The organism is Hydrogenophaga sp. NH-16, assembly GCF_004006415.1.
Lineage (GTDB): Bacteria > Pseudomonadota > Gammaproteobacteria > Burkholderiales > Burkholderiaceae_C > Hydrogenophaga > Hydrogenophaga pseudoflava.
The window spans coordinates 2,361,406-2,378,292 of the sequence record NZ_CP029344.1; the positions used below are offsets into that span (position 1 = coordinate 2,361,406).

A 16,887-nucleotide genomic window follows, 5' to 3' on the forward strand; every position below is an offset into this window, starting at 1 on the left:
CTCAGGTGGCCGCGGTGGAGCGGGCGGGCCACAGCACCGTGGCGATCGAGAGCATCACCAGCGCCACGGCGGTCCAGTCCTGCCAGTGCAGCACCTCGCCCAGCCACCAGGCGCCGCTGAACACGCCCAGTACTGGGATGAACATCACCGACAGCGTGGACGCGATGGGCGGCAGCTCGCGCGCCAGCACCAGCCAGGCCACCTGCGCGAAGGCGAACACGCCGACCGCGTTGTAGGCGATGGCCGCCCACTGCGCGGGGTTGGGGGCCAGCCACTGGCCGCGCTCGAACAGCAGCGCCAGCGTCGACATCCACAGCGTGGTCGCCACCGTCATCCAGAAGCTGATCGCCAGCGTGGGCGCAGCGATGCGGGTACGGCGCATCAGCTGCGTGCCGACGGCCCAGGTGGCGGCGGCCACCAGCATCATCGCCACGCCCAGCGGCCGCCCCGAGAGGGTGGTGATCTCGTGCCACAGCAGCAGCACCACGCCCAGCGCGGCGGCGGCCACGCCGGCCCAGGCGCGCGTCACCAGCCGCTGGCCGAACCACAGAGCGCCGATCACGGCCGAGAACACCGGCATGGTGTAGCCCAGGATGGCGGCGCGCCCGCTGGAGAGCGACTGGACCGCCAGGATCGCGAGTGTGTGCCAGAAGAACATGTTGAACACGGTGAGCAGGGCCAGCTCGGGCCAGTGTTCGCGACCGATGGTGAAGGGCACGCGGCGCAGCCACAGGAAGCCGCCCAGCAGCGGCAGCCCCAGCCACATGCACAGGGCGCGGAAGGTCAGCGGTGGAAAGCCGGTGACCCCGAACTTCATGATCGGCCAGTTGATGCCCCAGACCAGGGTGAGCAGGACGAGCAGAACGAGTTGCTGGCGGGAAAGCGACATGTGCAGAGCATCACGGTGATGGGGGCGGTTGTCGATGAGGCGGAACGGATTCTTAAGCGGATTTAATAAAATCGCTCGCTTTGCCCGAATCCGACGCCTCCGGTCGGTCGTGATTGTTGTCCAACCAACGCCCGCCGGCCCATGGAAATCATCTGGTATCTGGAATTCATCGCACGGTTCTCGCTCAACCTGGGCGCAGCCAGTGTGCTGATGTTTGGCCTTTATTACAGAAGGCACCACAACCGCGACACCGCGGTCTCCGCCCTGCTGCTCAACGTGTTCGTGTTCGCCGTGCTCACGGTGCTGGCAGACGTGCAGTTCTCGCTGGCGGCGGGTTTTGGCCTGTTCGCGATCCTGGCGCTGTTCACGCTGCGCTCCGAGCAGCTGTCCCGGGTGGACATCGCCTACTTCTTCGGCAGCGCCTCGATGGCGGTGCTGTTCGCCATCAACGCGATCGACCGCGGCCTGATGCTCATCATCATCCTGGCGATGCTGGCCTCGGTTTACGTGCTGGACCACCCCAGGCTCAGCCGCCCGTTGCGCAGCACGCGCATCAAGCTGGACATGGACCGCAGCTTCGACGTGGGCGACGAGGCCGCGGTGGTCGAGGCCGTGGGCCGCCAGACCGGGCTGAAGGCGCAGCGCGTGCAGCTGGTGCGGGTGTGCGGCATCACCGAGACCGTGGAGCTGCAGGTTGAGTACTGATCGTCCGGGCGCCGTCCCCGCGTCCCGGCTGGCCGGCTTCGCCGCCATCGGCCTAGCCGAGCTGAACGGGCAGGCCGCCTTGCTCAAGCGGCTGGAGCGCAAGTACGTGCTGGACCCGGCGGCGCTGGACGGCCTGTTCGACGTGCTGCGCTTCAGCCACACGGTGCTGGAAATCGACGGCCTGCGCTCGCACGGCTACCAGAGCCGCTACTACGACACGCCCGACCTGCTGTGCTTCCGGGCCCACAACCAGGGCCGGGCCAACCGCTTCAAGCTGCGCATCCGGCGCTACGAGGACAGCGGCCTGGCCTTCTGCGAGCTCAAGGAAAAGACCCGGGTGGCGGCGACCGCCAAGTCGCGCGTGCCCCTGAGCGACCCGTCGGACCTCGGCGACGACTTCGGCGGCCTGCTCGGCCGCATCCGGCAGATCGCCGGCGCCGCGGCCGACCGCTGCTTCCTGCCGACGCTGGACGTGAGCTACCGGCGCATCACCCTGTTCGACGCGCGCGACCAGACCCGGGTCACCATCGACACCGGCCTGTCGTTCGGCCATGCCACCGAACCCGGGGTCCACCAGAGCACGGGCAGCGTGATCGTCGAGGTCAAGTCGGCGCGGCCGATGTCGCTGACCGACCGCCTGCTGCGCGACGCCGGCCTGCGGCCGCAGACGCAGATGTCCAAGTACTGCATCGGCCTGCTGGCGTGCGGGCTCTGGACCGGTGCCAGCCGCTTCGGCGCCAACCACCGGCGGCTGGACTGCCAGCCGGTGGCGCCTGCCGCCCTGTCGGTGGCCGCGGCGGGGGTGGCGGCATGAGGTTCCTGACCGGTCTGGGCCAGGCCTTGCGTTGCCTGGTGCTGCTGCTGGCCTGTGCCTGCTGGCCGGCGCAGGCGGCCGACATCATCAGCCCGCCGCAGTTCTCGCACGAGGCGGGGTTCCATCCCTACACCTTCAAGCTCAAGCTCTACCACCCCGACGCCGGGGTCTCGATCTTCTACACGCTGGACGGTTCGACGCCCTACGTGCAGTTCCCCTACGAGCGCAGCTTCCAGTACAAGACCGCCTACCGCCGCTCGCCGCGCAGCAAGGACGGTGTGCTGGAAAAAGGGCGGCTGGTGACGCTGCCGTACCGCGGGCCGATCAAGCTCTCCCGCGTGATGAGCGGCGCGGGCCGCTACGCCCGCATCCCCACCAGCTACGGCGACCAGCCGGTGGCGCATCTGCCACCGGCACCCCCCGGCGCGGACCCCTATGGGTTGCAGCGGGTGTGGGACGAGTTCCTGGAGTACTCGCGCGACGGCATCGGTGCCTGGGCGGGCGCAGACCCGGCGCAGGCGCTGGTGCACCCCCGCGCCGGCGACGGCCAGGTGGACCGGGCCGTGGTGGTGCGGGCTGTGGCGGTCGGTCCGCGCGGCGAGCGCAGCCACGTCGTGACCCGCAGCTTCTTCTTCGGCAACCCGGCGCGTTTCAACCTGCCGGTGGTGGTGCTCACGGCCGACCCTGAGGACCTGTTCGGCCACGAGCAGGGCGTGCTGGTGGCCGGGCGGCGCTTCGACGCCTGGCGCGAACGGCATCCGCACCACACCGCCACCGCGGGCACGGCCGACGCCAACTGGCGCGACGAGGGCGACAGCTCCGAGCGCGCCGTGCACGTGGAATACCTGGGCATGGAAAACGGCCGGCTGCAGTCCCAGCCGGCCGCGCAGTCGGCGGGTCTGCGGGTGCACGGGGCCTTCAGCCGGGCGGCGACCAACAAGTCCATGCGCCTGCACGCACGCAAGCGCTACGGCCAGGACGACATGGACGTGTTCGGCTCCATGGACCGGCCGTTTCCGGCCAAGCAGGTCATCCTGCGCAACGCGGGCAACGACCGCACGGGGGCGCTGTTCCGGGACGCCGTGCTGCACCGGGTGATGGACGGTCTGCACCTGGAGGTCTCGCGCAGCCGCCCGGTGTCGGTGTTCGTCAACGGCGAGTACTGGGGGCTGTTCAACCTGCGCGAGCGCCTGGGCGATGACCACTTCGCCGGGTTGGCCGGGGTCAAGGACTCGGACATCGAACTCAGCCGGAACTACGGGGTCTCGGAGGAGCAGCCGGGCATGGCGCCCGAATGGCTGGACCTGATCGGGCGCATCGAGGCTGCCACGGCGGCGGGCCGCCCGGCGGGGCCGGTGGCCGAGGCCGAGATGGACCTGGCCAGCTACATCGACCTGCACATCGCGCAGATCTATGTCGGCAACATCGACTGGCCCTTCAACAACATGCAGGCTTGGCGGGTGCGTCCGTCGGCCTCGGTGCCCCCGCGGGCCCAGGCGCACCGCAAATGGCACTGGCCGGCCAACGACATGGACGCCTCCTTCCACGTGCCGGGCACCCCCAAGCTGACCGACATGCTGTCGGATCAGGGGCCGCGCGGCCGGCCGGACCTGGCCTGGAGCACCCGGCTGTTCCGCGCGCTCATGAAGGACCCGGCGGTCCGGGCGCGGTTCCTGCAGCGTTATGTGGACCTGCTGAACACCCGCTTCGCACCGGAGCGCGTGCACCGATTCGTCGACCAGTACCGCGGGGAGATCGCCACCGAAGTGCCGCACCACATCAACCGCTGGCGCGTGCCGGCCGACGTGGCGGCCTGGGAGCGCTCGGTCCGCCACGTCAAGGGGTTTGCCAGCCAGCGGGTGGGGGCGCAACTGGCGGAGTTCCAGTCGCTGTTCGGGCTGGAGGCGCCGGTGGCGATCCAGCTGGGGCCGCTGGTGCCGGGCGCGGTGCTGCAGGTCAACGGTATGCGCCACGAGGGCGATCCGTCGCAGCCGGTGACGCTGCGCTACTTCAAGGGCATGGCGCTGAAGATCGAGGTGCTCGAAGGCCCGTGCCGCCGCGTCCAGGGCTGGCAGGGACAGGGCGTCCGTGCGGCCTCGCTGGACCTGGTGGTGGACCAGCCGCTGGTGCTGCGGCCCGTGCTGGGCCCGTCCTGCGAGCCGGCGGGCACCGCCGCGCGACCGCAGGGTTCGTAAAATTCGGGCATGACCTTCCTCGACATGCTGGGCGCGGCAGAGCGCCAGAACCAGTCCCTGCTCTGCGTCGGCCTCGACCCCGATCCGGCCAAGTTCCCCGTGGCGATGAAGGGCGACGCCTCCAAGATCTACGACTTCTGCGCCGCCATCGTCGAGGCCACGGCCGACGCCGTGATCGCCTTCAAGCCGCAGATCGCCTACTTCGCCGCGCACCGTGCCGAAGACCAGCTCGAAAAACTCATGCGGCACATGAAGGCGGTGGCGCCGCAGGTGCCGGTGATCCTGGACGCCAAGCGCGGCGACATCGGCAGCACTGCCGAGCAGTACGCCATCGAGGCGTTTGAACGCTACGGCGCCGACGCGGTGACGCTCTCGCCCTTCATGGGTTTCGATTCGGTGCAGCCCTACCTGAAGTACCACGGCAAGGGTGCCTTCCTGCTCTGCCGCACCTCCAACCCCGGTGGCGACGACCTGCAGAACCAGCGCCTGGCCTCGGTGGAGGGACAACCTCTGCTGTACGAACACGTGGCCCGGCTCGCGCAAGGGCCGTGGAACCTCAATGGCCAGCTCGGCCTGGTGGTCGGTGCCACCTACCCGGCGGAGATCGAGCGGGTGCGCGCACTGGCGCCGACGCTGCCGCTGCTGATTCCCGGCGTGGGCGCACAGGGCGGCGACGCGGTGGCCACGATCCGCGCCGGTTACCGCACGCAGGGCGGGGCGACCACTGGCCCGGTGATCGTCAACAGCTCGCGCGCCGTGCTCTACGCCTCGGGCGGTACCGACTTTGCGGCCGCCGCGCGCGCCGAGGCGCTGCGCACGCGCGAGGTCCTGAACGCGGCCAAGGCCTGAACGAAGGCCGACCATGAAGCTCTACGTGTCGCCCCGGGCCCCCAACCCGCGCCGGGTGCAGATGTTCCTGGCCGAGAAGGGCATCGACCCGGCGGCGCAGGGCATCGGGCTGGTGAACGTCGACCTCAACGCCCAGGAACACAAGAGCGCCGCCTTCCGCGCCAAGAGTCCGCTGGCGCGCATCCCCGCGCTGGAATTCGACGACGGGCGCGTGCTGACCGAAACCCGGGCCATCTGCACCTGGATCGAAGGGCAGCACCCCGAGCCCAACCTGATGGGCGTGGACGCCACCGAGCGGGCCTTCATCGAGATGGCCGACCGGCGCATCGAGTGGTACTTCCTGCTGCCCATCGCCAACTGCGTGCGCCACACCCACCCAGGCCTGGCGCCGCTGGAGCAGCCGCAGTTCCCCGACTTCGGCCGCTCGCAGGGCGAGAAGCTGCGCGAGACCGCGGCCTGGCTGGATGCCGAGCTGCAGCGCCAGCCCTGGATGGCGGGCGAGCGCTTCACCATCGCCGACATCACTGCGTTCTGTGCCATCGAGTTCGCGAAACTGATGCGCTTCAACGCCGGCGAGCAAGGGTTTTCCGCCTTGCAAGCTTGGCGCGACCGGGTCGCGCAGCGCCCCGCCGCACGGGCCTGAACCCAATGCCGGACGCCCCGCCGGGGCATCCGTGGGGCCCTTCATGTTGGGTGGCTATGATCTGCGCCCATGCTGTCCATTTGTCATCGCTCGGGCCTGGGTCTGGTTTTGTGTGCGTCCGCCGTCGCCGCGTCCGCTGCCGACGATGACTGGCTCACCATCGAAGGCGATTACCTGATCGGCGCCTCGGTCGTGTCCGGCAACGGACACATCGGCGATGCACCGGTGCGTTACGACTTCAAGCCCATGTGGGCCTTCCAGCTGGGGCCTTTCCGGGTGTCGCGCTCCCGCGCCTCCAGCCTGCTCAAGGCGGGCCGGGAGGAACTGGAAACCGGGGTCAGCGCCGACTTCGGCATCTTCAACGACTGGCGCCTGGGCGCTTCCCTGCGCATGGACAACGGGCGCGACTTCGGTGGCGACCCCCGCTTTCGCGGCCTGCCCGACATTCCGTCCACTCTGCGCGCCCGCATTTCCACCGGCTCGGCGCTGGGCGAGCGCTGGAGCTGGAGCACCAGCATCGACAAGGACCTGCTGGGGCGGCGGGGCGGGTCCCGGCTGTCGGCCGGGCTCGGCTACCGCCACCCGTTGACGGAACACAGCTACTGGGACTTCGGGCTGGGCGCGACCTACGGCAACGAGACCTACCTGCAGACCCATTACGGCATCACGCCCGAAACGGCCCAGAGCGTCGGGCGTTCGCCCTTCACCCTCAGCAGTGGCTGGGAGAACATGCGCACCAGCCTGCAGTACACCCATGTGCTGAGCGAGCACTGGGTGCTGTTCGGTGGCCTGGACCTCTCGCGCATGCTGTCGGCGCCCTCGCGCAGCCCACTGGTGGGCCGCAAGACCACGCATTCGATCAGCGCCGGCATCGCTTTCCGCGGCAAGCGCTGATCCTCAGCGACTGAGCAAGCGCGCCAGATAGCGCCCGGTGTGGCTGGCCTCGCAGGCCGCCACGTCTTCCGGCGTGCCCTGCACCACCACCGTGCCACCGCCCGAGCCGCCTTCGGGGCCCATGTCGATCAGCCAGTCGGCGGTCTTGATCACATCAAGGTTGTGCTCGATCACGACGATGGTGTTGCCCGCGTCGCGCAGCTGGTGCAAGACCTTGAGCAGCAGCTCGATGTCGGCGAAGTGCAGGCCGGTGGTCGGCTCGTCCAGGATGTAGAGCGTGCGGCCGGTGTCGCGCTTGCTCAGCTCCTGGGCCAGCTTGACGCGCTGCGCCTCACCGCCCGAGAGCGTGGTGGCGCTCTGGCCCAGGCGCACATAGCTCAGGCCCACGTCCAGCAGGGTCTGCAGCTTGCGGTGCAGGGTGGGCACGGCGCTGAAGAACTCGGCCGCCTGCTCAACCGTCATGTCCAGGATCTGCGCGATGTTGCGGCCCTTGTACTGGACCTCCAGCGTCTCGCGGTTGTAGCGCCGGCCGTGGCAGACCTCGCAAGGCACATAGACATCGGGCAGGAAGTGCATCTCCACCTTGACCACGCCGTCGCCCTGGCAGGCCTCGCAGCGGCCGCCGGCCACGTTGAAGGAAAAGCGCCCCGGTCCGTAGCCGCGTTCGCGCGCGGTCGGCACCTCGGCCATCAGCTCGCGGATGCCGGTGAACAGGCCGGTGTAGGTGGCCGGGTTGCTGCGCGGTGTGCGGCCGATGGGGCTCTGGTCGACGTTGATGACCTTGTCGAAGTGTTCGATGCCTTCGATGGCCTCGTGCTCGGCCGGTTCGTCGTGCGAACGGTAGAGCGTGCGCGCCACGGCGGCGTAGAGGGTGTCGTTCACCAGCGTCGATTTGCCCGATCCCGAAACGCCGGTCACGCAGGTCAGCAGCCCCACCGGGAAGGCCACGCTCACGTCCTTGAGGTTGTGGCCCCTGGCGCCGCGCACGCGGATTTCCTGAAGCGCGCCCAGCGTGGCCTCGTGCGCTGCCTGGCGTTCGGCGCGGCGTTCGGCGGCCGGGCTCATGGGAAAGCGGGACTTGGCCGCCGAAGCCTTGGGGTCGGCCTTCTCCTCGGGCTTGATGACCGGCAGCCAGGGCGTGCGCCGCGTGGGCACGGCGATTTCTTTCGCGCCGCTGAGGTACTGGCCGGTGAGTGAGTTGGGGTCGGCCATCACCACCGCCGGCGTGCCCTGCGACATCACGCGCCCGCCGTGCACACCCGCACCGGGGCCGATGTCGATCACGTGGTCGGCGGTGCGGATCATGTCCTCGTCGTGCTCGACCACCAGCACGGTGTTGCCCAGGTCGCGCAGGTGCTGCAGCGTGCCGATCAGGCGGTCGTTGTCGCGCTGGTGCAGGCCGATGCTGGGCTCGTCCAGCACGTACATCACGCCACTCAGACCGCTGCCGATCTGGCTGGCCAGGCGGATGCGCTGGGCCTCGCCGCCGCTCAGGGTGTCGGCGCTGCGGTCCAGGCTCAGGTAGTTCAGGCCCACGTCGTTGAGGAACTTCAGGCGCTGGCGGATTTCGTTCACCACGCGCGCGGCGATGTCGGCTTTTGCGCCCTGCAGTTCGAGGCGGCGGAAGTAGTCCAGCGCCTCGCCCAGGGTGATGTGGCTGACCTTGTAGATGGGCTGGCGTTGTTCGCCTTCACCGACGAACACATGGCGCGCCTCCTTGCGCAGCCGCGTGCCGCCGCATTCGGGGCAGGGCTGGGTGCTGCGGTAACGTGCGAGCTCCTCGCGCACGGCCACGCTGTCGGTCTCGCGGTAGCGGCGCTCGAAGTTGCGGATGATGCCTTCGAAGGGGTGTTTCTTGGCGATCTTCTTGCCGGCGCGCTCGCCCGATTCCAGCGCGTAGCTGAACTTGATCTCTTCTTCGCCCGAGCCGTAGAGCAGCACCTGCTGCACCTTCTCTGGCAGGCTTTCCCACGGCGCTTCGGCGTCGAAGCCGTAGTGCGCGGCGAGGCTCTCGATCATCGCGAAGTAGTAGCCGTTGCGCCGGTCCCAGCCCTTGATGGCGCCGCTGGCCAGGCTCAGTGTGGGGAAGGCGACCACGCGCTCGGCGTCGAACACCTCGGTGTGGCCGATGCCGTCGCAGGCCGGGCAGGCGCCCAGGGGCGAGTTGAACGAGAACAGGCGCGGCTCCAGCTCGCCCACGGTGTGGGTGCAGACCGGGCAGGCGAACTTGGCCGAAAACGCCTGCTCGGCGCCGCTGTCCATGTCCACCGTCAGCGCGCGGCCCTCCGCCAGGCGCAGGGCGGCCTCGAAGCTCTCCGCCAGCCGTTGCCGTTGAGGATTCGTGCCCTCTTCATCGGCCGAGCGCACCTTGATGCGGTCGATCACCACGTCGATGTTGTGCTTCTCGGTTTTCTTCAGTGCCGGCAGGGCCTCGGCCTCCACCACCTCGCCGTTGAGGCGGAAGCGCACATAACCCTGGGCCTGCATCTCGGCGAACAGGTCGGCGAACTCGCCCTTCTTCTCGCGCGCCACCGGCGCCAGGATCATCAGCTTCGTGCCCTCGGGCAATGCGAGGACGGTGTCCACCATCTGCGCCACGCTCTGCGAGGCCAGCGGCAGGTCGTGGTCCGGGCAGTAGGGCGTGCCGGCGCGGGCGTAGAGCAGGCGCAGGTAGTCGTGGATCTCGGTCACCGTGCCCACGGTCGAGCGCGGGTTGTGGCTGGTGGCCTTCTGCTCGATGGCGATCGCGGGCGACAGGCCCTCGATCAGATCCACGTCGGGCTTGTCCATCAGCTGCAGGAACTGCCGGGCGTAGGCGCTCAGGCTCTCCACATAACGTCGCTGGCCTTCGGCGTACAGCGTGTCAAACGCCAGGCTGGACTTGCCCGAACCCGACAGACCGGTGATCACCACCAGCGACTGCTTGGGGATGTCCAGGTCGATGTTCTTGAGGTTGTGCGTGCGCGCGCCGCGCACCGACAGGGTGGTGGCGGTGGGGTGGGCGGCGGGGGCGGTGAGCTTGGAATCCACGGGAGGGGCATCAGATGGGCAACCCGACATGATAAGAGGCCGGTCCTTTCCCGGCCAAACCCCGGGGCGCGCCATGACCGACAATCACGCCTTTGCCTCGACCGCACATTCCGCCGTGTCCCCGACCACCGCCACCCCGGATTCGACCGACTCCTCCCGCATGACACCCGACGAGCGCCGCGCCAGCGCCTCACTGGCCCTGGTGTTCGCGCTGCGCATGCTGGGCCTGTTCATCGTGCTGCCGGTGTTCGCGCTCGAGGCCGCCCGCCTGCCCGGCGGCGACGATCCGGCGCGGGTGGGCTTCGCCATGGGCCTGTACGGCCTGACCCAGGCCTTCCTCCAGATCCCCTTCGGCACCGCGTCCGACCGCTTCGGCCGCAAGCGCACCATCGTCGCCGGCCTGCTGCTGTTCGCGGTGGGCAGTGCCATCGCCGCCTGGGCGCCGGACCTCACCTGGCTGGCCGTCGGCCGCGCGGTGCAGGGCGCGGGCGCCATCTCGGCCGCGGTCACCGCCTTTCTGGCCGACGTCACGCGCGACGCCGTGCGCACCAAGGCCATGGCCATGGTCGGCGCCAGCATCGCGCTGATGTTTGCGCTGTCGCTGGTGATCGCCCCGCTGCTGGCCGGCTGGGTGGGCCTCTCGGGCATCTTCACCATGACCTGCACGCTGGCGCTGCTGGGCATCGCCGTGGTGCTGTGGGTGGCACCACCCGAGCCGGTGGTGCACAAGCCGTCGGACATGCAGCAGGTGCGCGGCGGCCTGGGCGAGGTGCTGCGCCACGCCGGCCTGCTGCGGCTGAACCTGGGGGTGTTCGTGCTGCACGCGGTGCAACTGGCCATGTGGATGGCGCTGCCCGCGCTGCTGGTGGCGGCCGGACTGGCCAAGGCGGACCACTGGCAGGTCTACCTGCCCGCGGTGGCGGCCTCGCTGCTGGTCATGGGCGGCGTGCTGTTCCCCATGGAGCGCAAAGGCCGGTTGCGCGCGGCCTTCCTGGTGTCCATCGGCCTGATCCTGGCGGTGCAGCTGGGCCTGTGGGCCGTGGCCGACGCGGCACCGGGCCTGTGGACCCTGGGCGGCCTGCTGTTCGTGTTCTTCATCGGTTTCAACATGATGGAAGCCAGCCAGCCCAGCCTGGTGTCCAAGCTGGCGCCGGCCCATGCGCGCGGCGCCGCGCTGGGGGTCTACAACACGCTGCAGTCGGTGGGTTTCTTTGTCGGCGGCGCCGTCGGCGGCTGGCTGGCCCGCACCCAGGGGCCGACCGGCCTGTTCGCCGCCTGTGCGGTGGCGACGCTGGTCTGGTTCGTGGTGGCCTGGCCGATGAAGGCGCCCGCGCCGAAGGGCTGAAACACCGTTCCGGACTCAGCTGGCGCCGTCCGGCGGGGGCGCGGTTTCCTTCGCCTCCCGTGCGCGGGCCTGTGCTTCGCGCAGGGGCCGCATCATCAGCCCCGACAGCGTGCTGTAAAGCGGGCGGCTGATCAGACGCGCGATCAGGCTGGCGATCATGGCCGAGGCCATCAGGCTCAGCACCATCGGACGGCCGTCGATCATCTCCATCACGATGATGAACGAGGTCAGCGGCGCCTGCGTGGCCGCAGCCAGGAAGCCGGCCATGCCCATGGCGATCAGGCTCGGTGCCAGGGTCTGGAACTGCGCGCCCGCCACCAGCTGGGCCATGTCGTGGCCGACGCCGGCACCAATGGACAGCGAGGGCGCGAAGATGCCGCCGGGCACGCCGCTCCAGGTGGTCAGCCAGGTGGCGACGAATTTGAGCAGCACATACAGACGGGACGCGTCGCTCTCGCCGGCCAGCATGTGCCGCACTTCTTCGGCACCGGCCCCGAAGGTGGCGCCGTCCGTGACCAGGCCGATGATGGCGATCAGCAGCCCGCAGCCGGCGGCAAAGCGCACCGGGTACCGCTTGCGGAAGGCGCTGAAGCGGTCGGGCATGCCCGCCGCCGAGGCGGCCAGCAGCCGCGCAAACAGGCCGCCGAGCACACCACAGGCGATGGCCACCGACAGGCCGGGCAGCAGGGCGCCCCAGCCCAGCCGGGTCACGGCCACCGAACCGAAATAGCTGAGGTTGCCAAAAGCCGAAATGCTCACCAGGCCTGCCAGGACGATGGCCGCGATGATCAGGCCGCTGTTGCGCGACTCGAGTTTCTTGGACAGTTCCTCTATGGCGAACACCACGCCGGCCAGCGGCGCATTGAACGCTGCCGCGATGCCGGCCGCCCCGCCGGCGACCAGCAGGGCGTGATCGTTCATCCCCGAGCCGGGGCGCAGCCAGCGGCGCGCGTTGTGCATCACACCTGCGGCCACCTGCACGGAAGGCCCCTCGCGCCCGGCCGACAGTCCGGCGAGCAGGCTCATGGAGCCGAGCAGCATCTTGGCCACGGTCAGGCGGATCGACACGAACCGCTGGCGCATGTCGCGTGGCAGGTGGGGGTCGAGGGCCGTCATCACCTGCGGAATGCCGGAGCCGGCGGCGCCGGGCGCGAAGCGGCGTGTGGCCCAGACGATGAAGGCGGTCAATGCCGGGGTCCAGATCAGGACCGCCCAGGGCGACCGGGCATGCAGGTGCGCGAACCACTCGAAGGCGGTTTCGCTCATCAGGGTGAAGATCACCACGCACAGGCCGGCGGCAACGGCATAGGCCAGCACGATCGACCGGTCCAGCCAGCCCCGTCCGTCCGACAGCTCGTCCTGCAGGTTCTGGAAAAAGTCCGGCTCACCTTTCATGGGCCCCGCAGTGTAGAAGCAAGCGTGCCCCCGGCCGGTTTATCTCAGTTCACAGGTCGTCTTCGCGGGTCGGACGGCGGGGAAGAAGGGCACTTGCGGCACAATGTCCGACCGCCCCGGCGCCGTCGCGGCGCCTGGTTCCAGTTCAGCAGGGTTCATCCATGGCATCCGTCAACAAAGTCATCCTCGTCGGCAACTGCGGCCGCGACCCCGAAATCCGTTACCTGCCCTCGGGCCAGGCGGTGGCCAACGTGAGCGTGGCCACCTCCAGCCGGCGCAAGGACCGCAACAGCGGCGAGACCATCGAAGACACCCAGTGGCACCGCGTCACCTTCTACGACCGCCTGGCCGAAATCGCCGGCGAATACGTCAAGAAGGGCCGCCCGATCTATGTCGAAGGCCGCCTGAAGTACGGCACCTATGTGGACAAGGCCACCGGCGTGGAAAAGAACACCGTGGACATCATCGCCACCGAACTGCAGCTGCTCGGCGGCCGCGAAGGCATGGGCGGTGGCGACGAGGGCGGTGGTGGTGGCGGCTACAGCCGTCCGGCCGCCGCTCCGCGCCAGGCGCCCGCGCCCCGTCCGGCACCGGCCCCCGCTCCGGCGGCCGCCCGTCCGGCCAGTGGTTTCGACGACATGGACGACGACATCCCGTTCTAGAAGCTACTTTTTCTGATTCGTCAATAAAAGGCCCGGAACCATTGTGTTCTGGGCCTTTTTCATTGTTGACGTGTTTTTTGACAATAGGGCTCTGGGTCAACTAGCAGCTACCTTCAGTATTTGTCAACAAGTACCCTATGTTGCCTTCACTCTGATGGTGGTGAGGTCATGGGTGAGGAGTCTGTCCGGCTTCGTCGCGGCTGAGGCTTTGCGCCGAGCTAAATCAGTTGCCGCTCTTCAACCGTTCAAACTTGACGAGACTTGAAGGTCGTTAAAAAACGCCTCTGTGCTCACTCCCAACGCGTTGGCAAGTCGGTCCAAAGACTCAAGCGTCGGGTTTTCGTTCGACGCTGTCTCAATCTTGGTGATGAGGTGCCTTGCTATCAGGGCTTTGGATGCAAGCGCTTCTTGAGTCAAACCTTGCTCGGCACGAATTTTTCTAAGGTTGAGTGCTACGAGAGTAATAGCGTTTGTGCCTGTCAAGGGCTGTCGAATCTGCTTCTCAGACGACACCAAAACGAGTGGGTGAACACCGAAGCCCTGCGCTAGCTTTTCGACTGTCCTCAACCTGGTTGTCGTGACGGCAGCGGGGTGTTCGACCGTATATAGCGTGCTCAGGCTGAGTTTCGAGTGTTCGGCTGTTGATTCATCATCACAACTGAGCCAGTGATCACGTCGAATACTGAGCCACTGGGTTGATGGATGTTCTGGCTACTAGTTTGGCCGAACCCTTGACGATGGGGGTGTCGTCGCCGGGGAAGTCGTACTTGGAGAGCAGCTCGCGCACTTCCATCTCGACCAGCTCCAGCAGCTCGGCATCATCCACCATGTCGCACTTGTTCAGGAACACGATGATGTAGGGAACACCCACCTGGCGCGCCAGCAGGATGTGCTCGCGGGTCTGGGGCATCGGGCCGTCGGCGGCCGAGCACACCAGGATAGCGCCGTCCATCTGGGCAGCACCGGTGATCATGTTCTTGACGTAGTCAGCGTGACCGGGGCAGTCCACGTGGGCGTAGTGGCGGTTGGCCGTCTCGTATTCCACGTGTGCGGTGTTGATGGTGATGCCACGAGCCTTCTCCTCAGGAGCCGCGTCGATCTGGTCGTAGGCCTTGGCGGCGCCACCGAACTTGGCAGCCAGCACCGTGGTGATGGCAGCCGTCAGCGTCGTCTTGCCGTGGTCCACGTGACCAATCGTGCCCACGTTCACGTGCGGCTTGGTCCGCTCAAATTTCTCTTTTGCCATTGCAAATACCTCTGTTGAAAGAACAAAACCCGTGAGTGTTTAACGTCTCCGGCACGGGCCTGCCACGGGCAGCCGGCCCACCCCGACGGGCGCCGAAGACCGATCTGATTACTTGGAACGAGCGGCGACGATGGCCTCGGACACGTTCCGCGGAGCCTCGCTGTAGTGCTTGAATTCCATGGTGTAGGTGGCACGACCCTGGGTCATGGAGCGCAACGTGGTGGCATAGCCGAACATTTCGGACAGCGGCACCTCGGCCTTGATGGCCTTGCCGCCGCCGACCATGTCGTCCATGCCCTGCACCATGCCGCGACGGGAAGACAGGTCGCCCATGACGGTACCGGCATAGTCCTCCGGGGTCTCGACTTCCACGGCCATCATTGGCTCGAGGATGACGGGCTGAGCCTTGCGGCAGCCCTCCTTGAAACCAAAAATGGCGGCCATCTTGAACGCCTGTTCGGACGAGTCCACGTCGTGGTACGAACCGAAGTGCAGAGTGACCTTCACGTCGACCACCGGATACCCGGCCAGCACACCCTGGTTCAGCGCCTCTTCCACGCCCTTGCCCACAGCAGGGATGTATTCGCGCGGCACCACACCGCCCTTGATGGCGTCCACGAACTCGAACCCCTTGCCCGGCTCCTGTGGTTCGATCTTGAACACCACGTGACCGTACTGGCCCTTGCCGCCGGACTGGCGCACGAACTTGCCTTCGGCTTCTTCCACGGTTCCACGGATGGTTTCGCGGTAGGCCACCTGCGGCTTGCCCACGTTGGCTTCCACGCCGAACTCGCGCTTCATGCGGTCGACGATGATCTCCAGGTGCAACTCGCCCATACCGGCAATGATGGTCTGACCGGACTCTTCGTCGGTCTTGACACGGAAGGACGGATCTTCGGCAGCCAGACGGCCCAGGGCGATGCCCATCTTTTCCTGGTCGGCCTTCGACTTGGGCTCCACGGCCTGCGCGATCACGGGCTCAGGGAAGACCATCTTTTCCAGGGTGATGATGGCGGACGGATCGCACAGGGTTTCGCCCGTGGTCACATCTTTCAGGCCCACACAGGCAGCGATGTCGCCTGCCCGGATTTCTTCGACTTCCTGGCGGTTGTTGGCGTGCATCTGCACGATACGGCCGATGCGCTCCTTCTTGCCCTTGATCGGGTTGTAAACGGTGTCGCCCTTCTTGAGCACGCCCGAGTACACACGAACGAAAGTCAGCTGCCCCACAAACGGGTCGGTCATGAGCTTGAACGCCAGGGCGGACAGCTTCTCTTCGTCGTCAGCCTTGCGGGAGGTTTCCTTGTCATCGTCGTCGGTACCTGCCACGGGCGGAATGTCCACCGGCGAAGGCAGGAAATCGATGACGGCGTCCAGCATGCGCTGCACACCCTTGTTCTTGAAGGCGGTACCGCACAGCATCGGCTGGATCTCAACCGCCAGCGTCCGCGCACGGATGCCGGCCTTGATTTCGGCTTCGGTCAGGTCGCCTTCCTCAAGGTACTTGTTCATCAGCTCTTCGTTGGCTTCAGCGGCTGCCTCGACCATCTTGCTGCGCCACTCCTCGGCCTGCGCCTGCAGGTCGGCCGGGATGTCCTGGTACTCGAACTTCATGCCCTGGGACGCCTCGTCCCAGATGATGGCCTTCATCTTGATGAGGTCGATCACGCCCTTGAAGTTGTCTTCGGCACCGATCGGTATCACGATCGCCACCGGGTTGGCCTTCAGGCGCAGCTTCATCTGGTCATAGACCTTGAAGAAGTTGGCACCAGTGCGGTCCATCTTGTTCACGAAGGCCAGACGGGGCACTTTGTACTTGTTGGCCTGGCGCCAGACGGTCTCAGACTGGGGCTGCACGCCACCCACGGCGCAATACACCATGCAAGCACCGTCGAGCACGCGCATGGAACGCTCCACCTCGATGGTGAAGTCCACGTGGCCGGGGGTGTCGATGATGTTGAAGCGGTGCTCGGGGTAGGACAGGTCCATGCCCTTCCAGAAGCAGGTGGTGGCAGCGGACGTGATCGTGATACCACGCTCCTGCTCCTGCTCCATCCAGTCCATGGTGGCGGCGCCGTCGTGCACCTCACCAATCTTGTGGTTCACACCGGTATAGAACAGGATGCGCTCGGTGGTGGTGGTCTTGCCGGCGTCAATGTGGGCCGAAATACCGATGTTGCGGTAACGCTCAAGGGGCGTGGTGCGTGCCATGAAATTCTC

12 protein-coding genes and 1 pseudogene are annotated in these 16,887 nt (G+C 67.4%); 8 read left to right on the forward strand and 5 right to left on the reverse strand.

Annotated elements, in window-relative coordinates; all coding sequences use genetic code 11:
- Nucleotide 1: 1 nt before the first annotated feature.
- The gene (locus DD542_RS11410; RefSeq protein WP_127805746.1) at nucleotides 2–889 is read right to left on the reverse strand and encodes a DMT family transporter; all 888 of its coding nucleotides are present in this window, start codon (nucleotides 887–889) and stop codon (nucleotides 2–4) included.
- Nucleotides 890–1,030: 141 nt separating this feature from the next.
- Here DD542_RS11410 and DD542_RS11415 point away from each other — a divergent pair, with 141 nt between their 5' ends.
- The 6 genes from DD542_RS11415 to DD542_RS11440 all read left to right on the forward strand — a co-directional run bounded on the left by DD542_RS11415 (nucleotide 1,031) and on the right by DD542_RS11440 (nucleotide 6,989).
- Nucleotides 1,031–1,594, forward strand: coding sequence for a DUF4956 domain-containing protein (locus tag DD542_RS11415; RefSeq protein WP_127805747.1), 564 nt, complete (start codon nucleotides 1,031–1,033; stop codon nucleotides 1,592–1,594).
- Nucleotides 1,584–2,408, forward strand: a complete 825-nt coding sequence (locus tag DD542_RS11420) for a polyphosphate polymerase domain-containing protein (RefSeq protein ID WP_127805748.1) — start codon at nucleotides 1,584–1,586, stop codon at nucleotides 2,406–2,408. The genes DD542_RS11415 and DD542_RS11420 overlap by 11 nt, the downstream gene beginning before the upstream one ends.
- Entirely contained in the window at nucleotides 2,405–4,603 is a 2,199-nt protein-coding gene (locus DD542_RS11425) for a CotH kinase family protein (RefSeq protein ID WP_127805749.1), read from the forward strand. The genes DD542_RS11420 and DD542_RS11425 overlap by 4 nt, the downstream gene beginning before the upstream one ends.
- A 9-nt stretch (nucleotides 4,604–4,612) precedes the next feature.
- The gene (gene pyrF, locus DD542_RS11430) at nucleotides 4,613–5,452 is read left to right on the forward strand and encodes an orotidine-5'-phosphate decarboxylase (RefSeq protein WP_206610800.1); all 840 of its coding nucleotides are present in this window, start codon (nucleotides 4,613–4,615) and stop codon (nucleotides 5,450–5,452) included.
- A gap of 13 nt (nucleotides 5,453–5,465) precedes the next feature.
- Entirely contained in the window at nucleotides 5,466–6,095 is a 630-nt protein-coding gene (locus tag DD542_RS11435) for a glutathione S-transferase family protein (protein WP_127805750.1), read from the forward strand.
- Nucleotides 6,096–6,164: 69 nt separating this feature from the next.
- Nucleotides 6,165–6,989: a MipA/OmpV family protein gene (locus DD542_RS11440; RefSeq protein WP_066156969.1), complete on the forward strand. Its 825-nt coding sequence runs from the start codon at nucleotides 6,165–6,167 to the stop codon at nucleotides 6,987–6,989.
- A gap of 3 nt (nucleotides 6,990–6,992) precedes the next feature.
- Here the strand turns inward: DD542_RS11440 and uvrA are convergent, their stop codons facing one another.
- Nucleotides 6,993–10,049 carry an excinuclease ABC subunit UvrA gene (gene uvrA, locus DD542_RS11445; protein ID WP_127805751.1) on the reverse strand — a complete coding sequence of 1,019 codons (3,057 nt, stop codon included), beginning with the start codon at nucleotides 10,047–10,049 and terminating at the stop codon, nucleotides 6,993–6,995.
- Between the two features lie 130 nt (nucleotides 10,050–10,179).
- Between uvrA and DD542_RS11450 the strand changes: the two genes are divergently transcribed.
- On the forward strand, nucleotides 10,180–11,364 hold the full coding sequence (locus DD542_RS11450) for an MFS transporter (protein WP_127807376.1): 1,185 nt from the start codon (nucleotides 10,180–10,182) through the stop codon (nucleotides 11,362–11,364).
- 15 nt (nucleotides 11,365–11,379) lie between these two features.
- On the opposite strand, the gene DD542_RS11455 is transcribed toward DD542_RS11450, so the two are convergent.
- Nucleotides 11,380–12,759, reverse strand: a complete 1,380-nt coding sequence (locus DD542_RS11455) for a chloride channel protein (RefSeq protein ID WP_084397366.1) — start codon at nucleotides 12,757–12,759, stop codon at nucleotides 11,380–11,382.
- 161 nt (nucleotides 12,760–12,920) lie between these two features.
- Here DD542_RS11455 and ssb point away from each other — a divergent pair, with 161 nt between their 5' ends.
- Nucleotides 12,921–13,421: a single-stranded DNA-binding protein gene (ssb, locus tag DD542_RS11460; RefSeq protein WP_066156964.1), complete on the forward strand. Its 501-nt coding sequence runs from the start codon at nucleotides 12,921–12,923 to the stop codon at nucleotides 13,419–13,421.
- A gap of 715 nt (nucleotides 13,422–14,136) precedes the next feature.
- Here the strand turns inward: ssb and DD542_RS11470 are convergent.
- Both DD542_RS11470 and fusA read right to left on the reverse strand, forming a co-directional pair.
- Nucleotides 14,137–14,667: pseudogene (locus DD542_RS11470) on the reverse strand (GTP-binding protein); the annotation flags it as partial.
- A 108-nt stretch (nucleotides 14,668–14,775) separates the two neighbouring features.
- Nucleotides 14,776–16,878 (reverse strand): elongation factor G, encoded by a 2,103-nt coding sequence (gene fusA, locus DD542_RS11475; protein WP_066160159.1) that lies wholly within the window; start codon nucleotides 16,876–16,878, stop codon nucleotides 14,776–14,778.
- Between the last annotated feature and the right edge of the window lie 9 nt (nucleotides 16,879–16,887).